Origin of the sequence: uncultured Roseicyclus sp. (genome assembly GCF_937892565.1) — a bacterium.
Lineage (GTDB): Bacteria > Pseudomonadota > Alphaproteobacteria > Rhodobacterales > Rhodobacteraceae > Roseicyclus.
The window spans coordinates 1-13240 of the sequence record NZ_CALAHQ010000090.1 but is presented as its reverse complement, the minus strand read 5'-3'; the positions used below and the strand labels follow the sequence as shown (position 1 = coordinate 13240).

Genomic DNA, 13240 nt, shown 5'->3' with positions numbered 1-13240 from the left:
GGCAACTCCGCCCGCGCTGGATCAGGCTGGCCGATCTGGTGGACGCGAGCGCGCACGACGTGCTGGCCTGCATCAGGCTCCGCCCGTTCTTGCCTCGGGATGATCACTGCATGGCCTCAGTCATGCGGATTGTAGACCGCAGGTCACGCGGTTTCCCATGCGGGATGCCTGAGCGTGGCGGGTGTGGGCGGCCTGCAATCTGGGCGTGACAGCCGCACGTGGTTGCACCAAACTGAGCGCGGAGTGTGTGCCCGAGGTAGCTTGAATGTGTACAGGATTATCCCTCACGGCGGCCGATGGTTCGATCATCGTTGGCCGCACGGTCGAATGGGCGCTGAGTGATGCCCACCATGATCGGCTTGTCGTGATGCCGCGTCGAACGCAGTTCACCGCCTTGACCCCCGAAGGCAGCAACGGCATGTCGTGGCGCGGGACATATGGTTATGTTTCGATCACGGCCTATGGTCAGGACTACGGCCCGGATGGCGTGAACGAGCAAGGCCTTTATGTCGGGATGTACTATTTCCCCGGCTTTGCCTCTCACCAGCCCTTTGATCCCGCGCAGGCCAAGCGCACGCTTTCGGTTGGCGACTTCATGCGGTGGATGCTGTCATCCTTTGCTTTGGTGGATGAGGTTCTTGCAGCACTCGCCCATCCGGATGCGCCGCGGGTGGTGCGGGTCGATGATCCGCGCTTTGGTGGGGCGCCGTTGCCCTTTCACTGGAAAATCACTGACAAGACCGGAGCGGCCCGGGTGCTCGAGTTTCTGGACAACGGGGTTTTGCACGTTCACGACCCCGTGGCCGGGGTTATCACGAATTCACCCGCATATGATTGGCATGTCACCAATTTGCGCGCCCATCTGGGTCTGACGCAGGCGGCCGCGGCAACGGTCAGGATCGGCAATACCACCCTTACGCCGCTGGGGGGCGGTTCTGGCTTGCTTGGCTTGCCGGGCGACTTTTCGCCACCGTCCCGCTTCGTGCGCGCTGTCGCACTCACGGCCAGCGTGCGGCCACTGGCCACCGCCAGCGACGCGGTGTTCGAGGCCTTTCGATTGCTGGACAGCTTTTCCATTCCCATCGGCATGACCGCCGAACCCGGATCACAGGCCAAGGATATCCCAAGCGCCACACAGATCACCGTCGTGAGCGACCTTGGCAACCGCGCTGTGTATTTTCACACCATGCATGACCGCGCCGTCAGGCGGATTTCCTTGCCCAATCTTGATTTCGATGCCGAGGCGGTGGTGGTGATCGACGATCCCGAACGGCGCCAGACCGTGCGCGATATCGTGTGACACAAGGGCAGGGGATGAGGTGATCGGGCGGTTCTCGGGCCCTGCGGGGCCCATTGCACGCCATCTGCACCCAGGCCCAGACAGGGAATGCCTGATATGATTGCGCCCGGCAAAATGGTCAGGCCAAGTGCCTCGCGTTGGGCCACACAACAGGGTGGACAGCGCGATCCACGCGCGGCGCTAGGGACAGACGGTTCGGGGGGAAATTTTCCATGCCGTCTTGCCGTGCCGCAGGTATCGGGCATGGGGCCTTGCGCGTGATCAGCGCCGCATCGTGCATGGTGGGGTGCGTTGCGGGGTCACTCGGCCCCTTTGACGATGACCCCGCGCAACCCTTCGAGCGTCATGGCGTAGTGTTCGGTCAACAGCCTGCACGCCAGATCGGCGTCGCGCTCGATGGCGGCACGCAAAAGCGCCTCATGTTCGGCTGCCGCACCCTCTCGGCGCAAAAGGCTGGGATGCACATTCATCGACAAGCTGCGATAGCGCACCGCCTGATCCATCATCGTCGAACAAAATCCCAAAAGCCAACCCGACCCGCAGCGGTCCAAAAGCAGCATATGGAATTCCTTGTGGCGCAGTTCCCATTCCTCGGACAATTCGCGCCCGACTTCTGCCGGCATCCGGCGGTGCGTGCGGGCAAGACGATGGTAGGACAAGACAAGCTGTTCCTCCCACGTCTCATCGCCATGCAGGATCGATTCCCGCAGCGCCAGCGTTTCAAGCCAGATCCGGGTTCTCACCAGTTCGTTCAGCGCTTCCATCGAAATTTCGGCCACGAAAAAACCGCGCTGGCTTTTGCGTTCAACCAGACCTTCGGACGAGAGCCGGTTGAGCGCCTCGCGTACCGGGGCCATGCCGATGCCATAACGCTCGGACACGGTGTCGATCTGGAGCTTTTCACCGGGGAACAGTTCGCCGCTCAAGATATCCCGGCGGATGCGCTCATGGGCTTGCTCCGACAGGTTCTTTCCGTCGCTCAACGTCTTGTCGGGCGCGTTCATCCTTAAGCCACTCCACCAGGCCGATCCGATTTGTTCCAGAAAACCAGCCGCTTCTCGACAAAGGCGACAAAGAAGAAAAGGGCAAGCCCCAACAGGCTGAGGTAGAGGATGAACGAAAAGACACGCGGTGTGTCGAGCATGCTGGCAGATTCGCGGATCAGCGCGCCAAATCCCTTGCCGCCACCCAGGAATTCACCCGTGATCGCCCCGGCCATCACGCCCACCGAGGCGATTTTCAGGCCGGTAAAGATGTAGGGCAACCCGGTCGGCAGTTTCAGCCGGATCAGGGTCTGCAACCGGCTGGCGCCGATCGATTTGAACAGCATGCGTTCGTTTTCCGAGGCTGCGTAAAGACCGGCCGCCGTCGAGACCACGATGGGGAAAGTGGCAATGAATGCCGCCAGCGCCACCTTGCTTTGGATGTCAAAGCCAAGCCATGCGATGAAAAGCGGTGCAAAGGCCACCTTGGGCATCGTGTCGATCGCGACCAGATAGGGCATGACCGCGCGTTCGCCGAACTTGGTTTCGCCGACCAGAATGCCAAGCGAAAAGCCGATGCCCATGGCAATCAAGAACGCCCAAAGCACGGTGCGCGTCGTGGTCCACAAGGCGGTCAGCATATGCCCGCCCGACAGCAGGTTATTGCCCACGATGATCAGGTCCGACAGTGTTTCGGAGGGAGACGGCAAGATGATGGGCGACACCCACCCCATGCGGGTGGTCGCCAGATCCCAGATCGCGATGACCACGATGGCCAAGCCCAGCATCGCCACCCATCGGGGGATGCTGTCGATCAGGGCCACATGTTCGACCCACAAGGTGTCTTCGTCATCGTCTTTCAGATTGGGATGAAGGGTCACTGAAAGGCCTCCTTGCCCAACAGATCGCGGATATGGGCCACGATGTCTCCGAAATGGGGGGTGTTGACCATCTCAAGCGTGCGCGGGCGGGGAAGGTCGATCACGATCTCCTCCACGATGCGGCCGGGGCGCGGCTTCATCACAAGGATGCGGTCCGACAAGATCACGGCCTCGGCCAAGGAATGGGTCACCAGAAAGGCGGTCGCCTGCTGTTCGGCGCAGATGCGCTGCAGTTCCATGTTCATGAAATCGCGCGTCAACTCGTCGAGTGCGCTGAAAGGCTCATCCAGCAACAGCACGGCGGGGTTCGAAATCAGCATCCGGCAGATCGAGGCGCGCTGTGCCATGCCGCCCGACAATTCGCCGGGAAAGACATTGGCGAAATCGCCCAGACCCACCAGTTGCAAAAGATCCAGCGCGCGGGGGATGGCGGCCTTGGCGGCGCTGCGGCCTTGCCGCATCTCGATGGGCAAGAGCACGTTTTGAAGGGTGGTCTTCCACGGCAGCAACGTCGCCTGTTGGAACATCATCCCGATGTCGTCACGCGGGCCGGTGACGGGCCGCCCCTCCAGCACGACGCGGCCCTTGGTCGGCGGCAAGAGCCCCGCCATGATCTTGAGCAATGTCGATTTCCCACAGCCCGACGATCCCACGACGGACACGAATTCGCCCTTGTGCAGGGTCAGTTTGACATCCGTAAGCGCGGTCAGGCTGTTGCGGGCATAGGTTTTGGACAATCTGTCGATCTGATAGACCGGCCGCGCATGCGCGGCCGGTCCTTCGGTCAGGGTCATGGCCCCTTCCATGGTCATCAGGCGTTCCAGCCCGCCACGAACTCGTTCGTGTAGACGGCCGACAGATCAGGCAGCGGTGCCGACAAGGCGCCCGAGGCGACGGCACTGTCGTGGATTTTCTGCCAATGCTCGGGCGGCTGGTAGCCGTGACCTTGGCCGATATAGGCATCGGTCGGGGTCATGCGGTTGAGGACGCCGTCATAAAGCGAGGGGGCATAATCTTGCTCGCCTTCGCCCGGGTTGCCCGCCGCGCAATGGGCCAATGCCTTTTCCTTGTTGGCCGGATCGGCGACAAAGCGCAGGCCACGTACCAGGGCCTTGCCGAATTTCGGCGCCAGATCGGGCGTGGCGGCCATCTGGCTTTCCAGCATGGCGATGCCGTTGCCGAAAAACGCGAGATAGGCCTCGGGGGTGATTTCACGCAATTCAAGGCCGCGCGCCGCCAGAATGGCCGCATCCGAGACCGCACCCGCATAGGCCGCCACGTCGTCGCGCAAGAATGCGACCGCCGCCGTGCCGCCGTCGCCCACCGGCAAGAAGCTGTAGTCGGCGCCTTCCGCCAGTCCCAGATCGGTCATGATCGCCTTGGTGAACGACACCTCGGCCCCGTCTGCCGTGCCAACCCCGATCACCGCACCTTTCAGATCGGTGGGCGACTGAGCCGCGCTGTCGGCCTTGACCAGCAAGCCGAACACCGACTTGGGGTAAAGGTTGAACAGGAACTTCACGTCGATGCCGCGCGAACGTGCGCCAAGTGTCGGTCCCGGTCCGGGTGCGCCGATCTGAGCCTGTCCGGCCGACATCGCCTGCAGCACGGAGGATGATCCATCGACCGCCTCAAGCTGCAAATCCAGCCCTTCTTCGGCGAAATAGCCTTCGCCAACTGCCACCCAGTAGGGCAGCCACGTCAGTGCCGAAGGGTTCGGCACGGCGAATGTCACCGCGGTCTGCGCGCGAAGCAGCGCGGGCGCGCCCAGCGCAAAGGTTGCGGCGCCACCTGCAGCCATCAGGCCGAAGCTGCGGCGGGTCAGTTTGGTGGTCTGTGTCATTATAGTGTCTCCTCCCGTTTGGTCCCTAGGCGGCACGCCCGTCTTGCCCAATGCGGATGCCCCTGAGCATGACGCTATACGATTCTTTGAAAAAATCAAAAAAATATATTTATTGATCGAAAACGACTTATCGTATCTTGATAAGGGGTCTGATCGCGTGAATCCTGCGCGCCAGCCGACTCATCCGCGACCTTGCGCGGAGCCCTGTTTGAATGGAGCACGCCATGGCGACCTTTGCCTTTTCACCCGCGCCCGCCGCGCATCTCGATATTGTCGGCACCGATGCCAAGTTTCCGGTCCGTCGCATCTATTGCATCGGCAAGAACTACGTGGCCCACATCATCGAAATGAATGCCGACGAGCGCGATCCGCCGGTGATCTTCATGAAGCCGACCGATGCCATCGTGAAAAACGGCGGCGAAATCCCTTATCCGGTCTTCACCAGCAACTATCACTATGAATGCGAGCTTGTGGTGGCGCTGAAATCGGGCGGCTACAACATTGCGCAAGATCAAGCTGAAAGCCACATCTTCGGCTATGCGGTCGGCCTTGACATGACGCGCCGCGACCATCAGGCGGCGGCCTTGGCCAAGGGCCTTCCTTGGGAGGTGACAAAAGCCTTCGACCAATCCGCCCCCGTCGGTCCGATCACCCGCGTCGAGGACTGCGGCATCCTGAAAAACGGGCATGTGCGCTTTTCCGTCAACGGACAGGTCAAGCAAGATGCCGACATCTCGCTCATGATCTGGAAGATCGACGAGATCATCGCCAAGCTTTCGGAACAGTATTGCCTGATGGCGGGCGACATCATCATGACCGGCACACCGGCGGGTGTGGGGGCGGTTGTCACGGGGGATGTGCTGGACTGCCATGTTGACGGGCTGCAGCCGATGCAACTGCGCATCGGCGCACCGGCCGCGTGACCGCGTCAGCCCTTTTGGCGCTGGGCACGGCCACAGTGGCCGAAGCCTGGCCTGCCACGCGGTTGGTCGCCGCGCCGCTGCATCCCTTGGCGCCCGGCATGGCGCTGGCGGGTCCGGCGCTGACCGTGCGCTGTCGGCCGGGCGACAATCTGGCGCTGCATCTGGCCATCGCCGCGGCAAAGCCCGGCGATGTGCTTGTGGTTGATTACGGCGGCAGCCTTGACAGCGGCCCGTTTGGCGAAATCATGGCACTGGCCTGCCAGATGCGTGGATTGGCCGGGATGGTGATCGACGGCGCGGTGCGCGACACCGCGCAAATCGCGGCCCTGGGCTTTGCGGTCTTTGCCCGCGGGTGCAACATTCGCGGCACGGTGAAAGAGGACAGGGGCCTTGTGGGGGCCGAGATCACGATCGGCGGCGTGGCGATTGCCAGCGGGGATATCGTCTTGGCCGATGCCGATGCCATTGTCACGCTGGACGCGGCCGATCTGAAAGCGGCATTGACCGCCGCGCAGGCCCGCGCCGCGCGTGAGGCGGTCATCATGGATCGTTTGCGGCACGGCGAAACCACGCTCGCCATTCTTGGCCTCACTCAGGGAGATCACGCATGAGCACGTCGATAGGGATTGCCGGAACCGGCCGGATGGGCACCGCCTTTGCCCGCCGTCTGATCGAGACGGGCCATGGCGTCAGTGTCTGGAACCGCAGCATCGGGCGCACCGCCGATGCCGTGGCGGCGGGTGCCGTGGCGTGCGATCTGGCGGGGCTTGCAGCCTGCGACACCATCGTGATGTCGCTGACCGATGCCAAGGCCTGCGCCGGGGTTTTGGACCAGGTGACGGGCTTTGGCCTGACGGGGCGGCTTGTCATCGAGATGTCGACCCTTTTGCCCGAAGATGCCGAGGCGATCGGCACCATGGTCACCGCCGCCGGGGCCGATTTTGTTCATTGCCCGGTGGGCGGCACGGTTGCCCCCGCGCTCAAGGGGCAGCTTCTGGGGCTGGCGGGCGGAACAGCCTCGGCTTTCGCGCGGGCCAAACCGGTGCTCGATGCGCTGTGCCGCCGGGTGGAACATCTGGGCGCGCCGGGGGCTGCCGCAAGGATGAAGCTTGCGGTCAATTTGCCCCTCGCCATCTATTGGCAGACCCTGGGCGAGGCCCTGGCGCTGTTGCGCGGCGCGGGCGTGCCCAATGACCTGGCCATCAGCCTGATCGCCGACAGTTCCGCCGGGCCGACCGTTCTCAAGAACCGGGCGCAGGTGGTGATCGACACGCTGAACGGCACCGATCAGCCCGGCACCTTTGACATTTCGGGGTTGATGAAGGATCTGCAACTGGCCTTGGCGCTGGCCGGGGCCGAAGGCGCGCCCGTGCCGCTTGCGCAAGCGACCGCGCCCCGGCTGCAAGCGGCGATCGACGCCGGGCTTGGTCGCTTTGACGGCGCAAGCCTTGCGCGGTTGACAGTCGGGCCATGAGCGACCTGCTTGATCCCGCAACGCTGCTGCCGGTGATTGCAGCGCTTGCCGTGGCGGGCGCGCTGATCGGGGTTCTGGCCGGGCTGTTTGGCATTGGCGGCGGGGCCATTTCGGTGCCGGTGTTCTTTGAGCTGTTCCAGACGCTTGGCCACCCGGCCGAAGTGGCGATGCCTCTGGCGGTCGGCACGTCGCTTGCGGTGATCATTCCCACATCGATCCAATCCTCACGCAAGCATTTCCAGCACGGAACCGTGGATATGGATGTGCTGCGCCTGTGGGCACTGCCGGTGCTGGCTGGGGTGCTTCTTGGGGCGGTCATTGCGCGGTTCGCGGCACCCGATGTGTTTCAGATCGCCTTTGTCGTCGTATCGGCTGTCAATGCCGCCAAGCTCTTGAGTGGCGGGGCGGGCTGGCGGTTGCGCGACAGCTTGCCGAAAAAATCCGTGCTGCGCCTGTATGGTGCGGGTGTTGGGCTGGTGTCCGCGCTGATGGGCATTGGTGGCGGCGCGGTGTCCAACCTTATTCTGACCTTGCACAATGTGCCGATCCACCGGGCGATATCCACCTCGGCCGGGGTGGGCGTGCTGATCGCCATTCCAGGCACGATTGGCTATGCCCTTGCGGGTCTGGGGCGATCTGACCTGCCGGCGGATGCGATCGGTTTCGTGTCTGTTGCCACCTTTGCACTGACCATTCCGATGTCGGTTTGGACAACCCGCTACGGTGTTGCGCTGGCCCATCGGCTGTCGCCGCGCCATCTTGAACGCGCCTTTGGGTTGTTTTTGCTTTTGGTGTGCTTGCGGTTTGTGTGGGCTGTCTTGGCACCAGACGGGGCGTAAGCAGACGCGCGATTGACTTGCCCGCAGGCCCCCGCCATCACCTTGGCTGGAACCGCCGACCGGCAGGGGGGGTGATGGGGCAAGATGGGGTGATCTCGCTGTGGGATCGGTCCGCCGAAGAGGCGCCGGTTGACGGCGTCTGTTTGCCTGCACAGGTCGATCTGGCCATTGTAGGCGGTGGCTATACCGGCCTGTCCACCGCATTGCACGCCGCACAGGCCGGGCTTTCGGCGCATGTGATCGAGGCCCATGCAATCGGCCATGGCGGATCGGGGCGCAATGTCGGTCTGGTCAATGCCGGGGTCTGGATGCCGCCCTCGGGGGTGCGCGCGGTCCTTGGCCCCGATCACGGCCCGCGCTTTTTGCGCCGGTTCGGCGAGGGGCCGGCGATGGTCTTTGATCTGATCGAGCGGCACCAGATCCGCTGCGAGGCAACGCGCACGGGCACGATTCACGCCGCCCATGCGTCCGCAGGTCTGCGCGATCTGGAGGCGCGGCAGCGCGATTGGGCGCAGATGGGCGCGCCGGTCGAAATGCTCGATGCTGATGCCATGGCCGCAAAGCTGGGCAGCCGGCGCTATCAGGGCGGTTTGCTTGATCATCGGGCGGGGACGGTCAATCCGATGGGCTATGTGCGCGGTCTGGCGCGTGCCGCCCGCGCGGCCGGGGCGGGGATCACCACCGGCCTGCGGGTCACCGGGCTGGTGCGGGCGGGGGGCGGCTGGCGGGTCGAGACGCAAGCCGGTTCCCTTGCGGCGCGTGCCGTGGTGCTGGGCACCAACGCCTATACCGACACGCTTTGGCCGGGGCTGGCGCGCAGCTTTACGCCGATCTGGTACTTTCAGCTGGCCACCGAGCCCCTGGGCGACCGGGTGGCGGCGATCTTGCCCGAGGGACAGGGGGTTTGGGATACCGCGCCTGTCATGCGCTCGATCAGACGCGACGCGTTGGGGCGGTTGATCATCGGTTCGATGGGGCGCGTTCATGGGGATGCGGCGCGCGGCCTGTCGCAGCGCTGGGCGCGCCGCGAATTGGCGCGGCTGTTCCCCGATCTTGGCCCCGTGCGCATTGAGGATGCATGGGACGGTCAGATCGCCATGACCCCCGACAACCTGCCGCGGATCCATGAACTGGCCGAGGGGCTTTATACCCCCATCGGCTATAACGGACGCGGCATCATCACCGGCACGATCTTTGGTCAGGCCATGGCCGGGCTTTTGACGGGGCAGGATGCGGCGGATCTGCCCCTGCCGGTCACGCGGCTTGCGCCCGTTGCGTCGGCGCCGCTGATGCGGCGGGTCTATGCATTGGGCTTTGCCGCCCAACAACTGCTGCGCAGCCTGTAGGCCGCGCGAATCGCCGCCGCGTGCGGGTGCCATACCCTGCGCGGTCGCGGTCCCTGTCCGCCGAAAAACCGGCCCAACCGCCCCCGAAAGCGCATTTTCCGGGCAAGATGGGGAATGATTCAGCCCCGAGATCCGTGGCTTGGCAGTGTTCAGCCCGAAATAATATGCCTATAGTGATCGGGCCGTGCCGTCGCCTGGGAGGGACACCAAGATGATACGCTCCGAGCTGATTCAGAAGCTTTCGGAAGAAAACCCGCATCTTTACCAGCGTGACGTGGAACGCATCGTCAACGCGATCTTCGAGGAAATCATCGAGGCCATGGCCAGCGGCAATCGTGTCGAGTTGCGCGGCTTTGGCGCCTTTTCCGTGAAAGAGCGCGACGCCCGCACCGGCCGCAATCCGCGCACCGGCGAAAGCGTCGCGGTTGATCAAAAGCACGTGCCTTTCTTCAAGGCCGGTAAACTGCTACGCGACCGCCTGAACGGCGACGCGTAAATCAGACCGGAGCTTTGCTGCCATGACCATCCTGCGTATGCTTAAATACCTGTTCTTGATCATGGTCGCGGTGGCGCTGGTGCTGATGGCTATGGCCAACCGCGAAACGGTCGTGGTGGAAATGGTGCCCGAGGCGCTGGCCGGCTGGTTCGGTGTTCAATACAGCGTGGAGTTGCCGTTGTTTTTGGTCATCCTGGGCGGTGTGACGGTAGGCATTCTGGTGGGCTTTGTCTGGGAATGGCTGCGCGAACACCGTCATCGCGCCGATGCCCGGACCCACAAGCGCGCGGCCCAAGCGCTGGAGCGCGAGGTCAAGACGCTCAAGGGCGCCACAGGGCATGACGCCAAGGATGATATCCTTGCGCTGGTCGACGGAACCGGGCCGGCGCGCTGAGGAAATGGACATCGCGATCAAATTCTGCGGGCTGACCCGGCCGCAGGACGTAACCGCCGCCGTCGCGGCCGGGGCGCGCTATGTGGGCTTTGTGTTTTTCGCAAAATCCCCCCGCCATCTGACGCTGGAACAGGCGCGCGCATTGGCGCTTGCCGTGCCTGCGGGAACGGCCAAGGTGGCCTTGACCGTCGATGCCGATGATGCAGAGCTGGACGGGCTTTTGGCTCGGGTGCCCGTCGATATCTTGCAACTTCATGGCCAAGAGAGCCCCGCGCGGGTGGCAGAGGTGCGCATGCGTTTTGGCCTGCCGGTGATGAAGGCGATTGGCATTGCAGATGCGGATGATCTGGCACAGATCGATCACTATCAGGGTGTGGCCGATCAGCTTCTGATCGATGCCAAGCCACCCAAGGGGGCCGATTTGCCCGGCGGTAACGGCTTGGCCTTTGATTGGCGGCTTTTGGCGGGGCGCAAATACTGGGCGCAGCCCTGGATGCTGGCCGGTGGCCTGACCCCCGACACCGTGGCACAGGCCGTGCGCCTGACCGGTGCACGACAAGTCGATGTGTCGTCTGGTGTGGAATCCGCGCCGGGGCTCAAGGATGCCGCGCGGATGGCGGCTTTTTCGCGGGCGCTGGCCAACCTGTGATGCGTCGTTAACCAAGCCTTTACCTTGTTCCGACAGGCTTTGGGCATGTCAATGTTGCCTGATCATCTGACCCCCGAGATGTGGCTGGAACAAGCCTTGTCATCGGGTGAGGCCCGCAAGGGCGGCGTGGTCAAGCGCCAGATCCGCGATGTCGAACGTCTGGTGGGCCGCGATGCCTTTCTGGCCGAGGTCGAACGGCGCGGCTTTCAGGTGGTGCAAAACAACCGGCACTTCGTGATCTTTTGCAATTCGTTGCCCATCCGCCGTGTTCGCGCGGAAGACGGGCTTTCGAAAGCCCGTCATTGAAGCCCGACTGCGCGGGCTTGCCTGCGCGATTTCTAAATCGCGCCACGCAAGGCGTTTCGAAACGCCTTGCCCTTGCCCCCTGACCATCGCCGCGCTACCCCTCTGTGCGACCAATAGGAGGCGACCATGCCTGACGACATTCTCAACAGCTTCATGACCGGCCCGGATGAACAGGGCCGTTTCGGTGACTTTGGCGGGCGCTTCGTGTCCGAGACGCTGATGCCGCTGATCCTGGAGCTGGAGCGCCAGTATGAGCATGCCAAGACGGACCAAAGCTTTTGGGACGAGATGCATTTCCTGTGGAAGCATTATGTTGGCCGCCCCAGCCCGCTCTACCATGCGGAGCGTCTGACCGAGCTGCTGGGCGGGGCCAAGATCTATTTCAAGCGCGATGAGCTGAACCATACCGGTGCGCACAAGATCAACAATGTCTTGGGCCAGATCATTCTGGCCCGCCGCATGGGCAAGACACGCATCATCGCGGAAACGGGTGCCGGCCAGCATGGTGTGGCCACCGCCACGGTCTGCGCCAAGTTCGGGCTGAAATGCGTGGTGTACATGGGCGCCCATGACGTGCAGCGTCAGGCGCCCAATGTGTTCCGGATGAAGCTTCTGGGCGCCGAGGTGATCCCCGTGACCTCAGGGCGCGGCACGCTGAAAGATGCCATGAACGATGCGATGCGCGATTGGGTGACCAATGTGCGCGACACCTTTTACTGCATCGGCACGGTGGCGGGTCCGCACCCCTATCCGGCGATGGTGCGCGATTTCCAGTCGATCATCGGCAAGGAAACCCGCGAACAGATGATGGAGGCCGAGGGTCGCCTGCCCGATACGATCATCGCGGCCATCGGTGGCGGATCAAACGCGATGGGGCTGTTCTACCCCTTTCTCGACGATGCCCATGTACGCATCATCGGCGTAGAGGCCGGTGGCCGCGGCGTCGATGACCGGATGCAGCATTGCGCCAGCCTGACCGGCGGGCGCCCCGGCGTGTTGCATGGCAACCGCACCTATCTGTTGCAGGATGCCGATGGTCAGATCCTCGAGGGGCATTCGATTTCGGCGGGTCTCGATTACCCCGGCATCGGGCCGGAACATGCGTGGCTGCATGATATTGGCCGGGCCGAATATGTCTCGATCACCGATACCGAGGCCTTGGACGCGTTCCAACTGTCATGCCAGACCGAAGGCATCATCCCAGCCCTGGAGCCAAGCCATGCGCTGGCCCATGTCACCAAGATCGCGCCAAAGCTGCCGCGCGATCACATCATCTGCATGAATATGTGCGGACGCGGCGACAAGGATATCTTCACGGTCGCCCGCGCGCTGGGCTGGGACATGACAGGCGCATAAACCCAAGGTCTATGGCGGCGGGCCGGACGTTTATGGCAGCGGGGGTAAACCCCGTGCCAATGGTGTCGCAGGCCCCGCGTCGGGCACCTGTGTCGGCGAGCGGGCTGAATGACGGCTCGCGCCACCGGCACAACACAGGAGATGCCCCATGAAAAGGACCACCCTACTGTCCATATCCACAGCCGCCCTCGTTTTGGGCGCCGGGTCGGCCATGGCCGTCGAACAGGCCGTGATCGACGCCATCGTGGCCGACCTCAGCGCGCAGGGGTTCACCCGCATCGAGATCGAGGTTCAGCGCAACCGCCTTGACATCGATGCCTATGGCGGCGGGCGCGAGGGTGATTTCTACTACAGCCTCGACGGCGTGCTGCTGTCGTTCGAGGTGGAGGAGGATGACAGCTACACCTTCGCGCCGGACGGCACCTATATCGACCTCGACGATGACGATGA

General features: G+C 63.4%; 16 protein-coding genes. 12 read left to right on the top strand and 4 right to left on the bottom strand.

The window, feature by feature from the left end:
- Positions 1-265: 265 nt before the first annotated feature.
- Positions 266-1300: a linear amide C-N hydrolase gene (locus Q0094_RS12385; protein ID WP_297619993.1), complete on the top strand. Its 1035-nt coding sequence runs from the start codon at positions 266-268 to the stop codon at positions 1298-1300.
- 299 nt (positions 1301-1599) lie between these two features.
- Here Q0094_RS12385 and Q0094_RS12380 read toward each other — a convergent pair whose 3' ends face one another.
- From Q0094_RS12380 to Q0094_RS12365, 4 genes are read right to left on the bottom strand one after another with little or no spacing between them, the layout of a single operon-like run.
- Positions 1600-2304: a GntR family transcriptional regulator gene (locus Q0094_RS12380; RefSeq protein WP_297619990.1), complete on the bottom strand. Its 705-nt coding sequence runs from the start codon at positions 2302-2304 to the stop codon at positions 1600-1602.
- A gap of 2 nt (positions 2305-2306) precedes the next feature.
- Positions 2307-3164: an ABC transporter permease gene (locus Q0094_RS12375; RefSeq protein WP_297619987.1), complete on the bottom strand. Its 858-nt coding sequence runs from the start codon at positions 3162-3164 to the stop codon at positions 2307-2309.
- A complete protein-coding gene (locus Q0094_RS12370; RefSeq protein WP_297619984.1) occupies positions 3161-3958 on the bottom strand; it encodes an ABC transporter ATP-binding protein in 798 nt (265 codons plus the stop codon). The genes Q0094_RS12375 and Q0094_RS12370 overlap by 4 nt, the downstream gene beginning before the upstream one ends.
- 17 nt (positions 3959-3975) lie before the next feature.
- Positions 3976-5007, bottom strand: coding sequence for an ABC transporter substrate-binding protein (locus tag Q0094_RS12365; RefSeq protein WP_297619981.1), 1032 nt, complete (start codon positions 5005-5007; stop codon positions 3976-3978).
- 224 nt (positions 5008-5231) lie between these two features.
- On the opposite strand from Q0094_RS12365, the gene Q0094_RS12360 reads away from it, so the two are divergent.
- The 11 genes from Q0094_RS12360 to Q0094_RS12310 form a co-directional block, all read left to right on the top strand.
- A complete protein-coding gene (locus Q0094_RS12360; protein ID WP_297619978.1) occupies positions 5232-5930 on the top strand; it encodes a fumarylacetoacetate hydrolase family protein in 699 nt (232 codons plus the stop codon).
- The gene (locus Q0094_RS12355; RefSeq protein ID WP_297619975.1) at positions 5927-6541 is read left to right on the top strand and encodes an RraA family protein; all 615 of its coding nucleotides are present in this window, start codon (positions 5927-5929) and stop codon (positions 6539-6541) included. Before Q0094_RS12360 ends, Q0094_RS12355 begins: the two co-directional genes overlap by 4 nt.
- Positions 6538-7404 carry an NAD(P)-dependent oxidoreductase gene (locus Q0094_RS12350; protein ID WP_297619973.1) on the top strand — a complete coding sequence of 289 codons (867 nt, stop codon included), beginning with the start codon at positions 6538-6540 and terminating at the stop codon, positions 7402-7404. Before Q0094_RS12355 ends, Q0094_RS12350 begins: the two co-directional genes overlap by 4 nt.
- Positions 7401-8243, top strand: a complete 843-nt coding sequence (locus Q0094_RS12345) for a sulfite exporter TauE/SafE family protein (protein ID WP_297619971.1) — start codon at positions 7401-7403, stop codon at positions 8241-8243. Before Q0094_RS12350 ends, Q0094_RS12345 begins: the two co-directional genes overlap by 4 nt.
- A gap of 74 nt (positions 8244-8317) precedes the next feature.
- Positions 8318-9589, top strand: coding sequence for an FAD-binding oxidoreductase (locus tag Q0094_RS12340; RefSeq protein WP_297619968.1), 1272 nt, complete (start codon positions 8318-8320; stop codon positions 9587-9589).
- A gap of 211 nt (positions 9590-9800) precedes the next feature.
- Positions 9801-10085: an integration host factor subunit beta gene (ihfB, locus tag Q0094_RS12335; protein WP_297619964.1), complete on the top strand. Its 285-nt coding sequence runs from the start codon at positions 9801-9803 to the stop codon at positions 10083-10085.
- Between the two features lie 22 nt (positions 10086-10107).
- Positions 10108-10479, top strand: a complete 372-nt coding sequence (locus Q0094_RS12330; RefSeq protein ID WP_297619961.1) for a LapA family protein — start codon at positions 10108-10110, stop codon at positions 10477-10479.
- 4 nt (positions 10480-10483) lie between these two features.
- Positions 10484-11128: a phosphoribosylanthranilate isomerase gene (locus Q0094_RS12325; RefSeq protein ID WP_297619958.1), complete on the top strand. Its 645-nt coding sequence runs from the start codon at positions 10484-10486 to the stop codon at positions 11126-11128.
- Between the two features lie 45 nt (positions 11129-11173).
- Positions 11174-11434, top strand: coding sequence for an N-(5'-phosphoribosyl)anthranilate isomerase (locus Q0094_RS12320; protein ID WP_297619955.1), 261 nt, complete (start codon positions 11174-11176; stop codon positions 11432-11434).
- A 126-nt stretch (positions 11435-11560) separates the two neighbouring features.
- On the top strand, positions 11561-12790 hold the full coding sequence (gene trpB / locus Q0094_RS12315; RefSeq protein WP_297619952.1) for a tryptophan synthase subunit beta: 1230 nt from the start codon (positions 11561-11563) through the stop codon (positions 12788-12790).
- A gap of 148 nt (positions 12791-12938) precedes the next feature.
- The coding region (locus Q0094_RS12310; protein ID WP_297619949.1) for a hypothetical protein at positions 12939-13240 on the top strand (302 nt) is incomplete at its 3' end.

What these genes read in the sequence shown, in the direction of transcription:
- Q0094_RS12385 (WP_297619993.1), top strand. Translation starts at nt 266, where the DNA reads ATGTGTACAGGATTATCCCTCACGGCGGCCGATGGTTCGATCATCGTT.
- Q0094_RS12380 (WP_297619990.1), bottom strand. Translation starts at nt 2,304, where the DNA reads ATGAACGCGCCCGACAAGACGTTGAGCGACGGAAAGAACCTGTCGGAG.
- Q0094_RS12370 (WP_297619984.1), bottom strand. Translation starts at nt 3,958, where the DNA reads ATGACCCTGACCGAAGGACCGGCCGCGCATGCGCGGCCGGTCTATCAG.
- Q0094_RS12365 (WP_297619981.1), bottom strand. Translation starts at nt 5,007, where the DNA reads ATGACACAGACCACCAAACTGACCCGCCGCAGCTTCGGCCTGATGGCT.
- Q0094_RS12360 (WP_297619978.1), top strand. Translation starts at nt 5,232, where the DNA reads ATGGCGACCTTTGCCTTTTCACCCGCGCCCGCCGCGCATCTCGATATT.
- Q0094_RS12350 (WP_297619973.1), top strand. Translation starts at nt 6,538, where the DNA reads ATGAGCACGTCGATAGGGATTGCCGGAACCGGCCGGATGGGCACCGCC.
- Q0094_RS12345 (WP_297619971.1), top strand. Translation starts at nt 7,401, where the DNA reads ATGAGCGACCTGCTTGATCCCGCAACGCTGCTGCCGGTGATTGCAGCG.
- Q0094_RS12340 (WP_297619968.1), top strand. Translation starts at nt 8,318, where the DNA reads ATGGGGCAAGATGGGGTGATCTCGCTGTGGGATCGGTCCGCCGAAGAG.
- ihfB (WP_297619964.1), top strand. Translation starts at nt 9,801, where the DNA reads ATGATACGCTCCGAGCTGATTCAGAAGCTTTCGGAAGAAAACCCGCAT.
- Q0094_RS12330 (WP_297619961.1), top strand. Translation starts at nt 10,108, where the DNA reads ATGACCATCCTGCGTATGCTTAAATACCTGTTCTTGATCATGGTCGCG.
- Q0094_RS12325 (WP_297619958.1), top strand. Translation starts at nt 10,484, where the DNA reads ATGGACATCGCGATCAAATTCTGCGGGCTGACCCGGCCGCAGGACGTA.
- Q0094_RS12320 (WP_297619955.1), top strand. Translation starts at nt 11,174, where the DNA reads ATGTCAATGTTGCCTGATCATCTGACCCCCGAGATGTGGCTGGAACAA.
- trpB (WP_297619952.1), top strand. Translation starts at nt 11,561, where the DNA reads ATGCCTGACGACATTCTCAACAGCTTCATGACCGGCCCGGATGAACAG.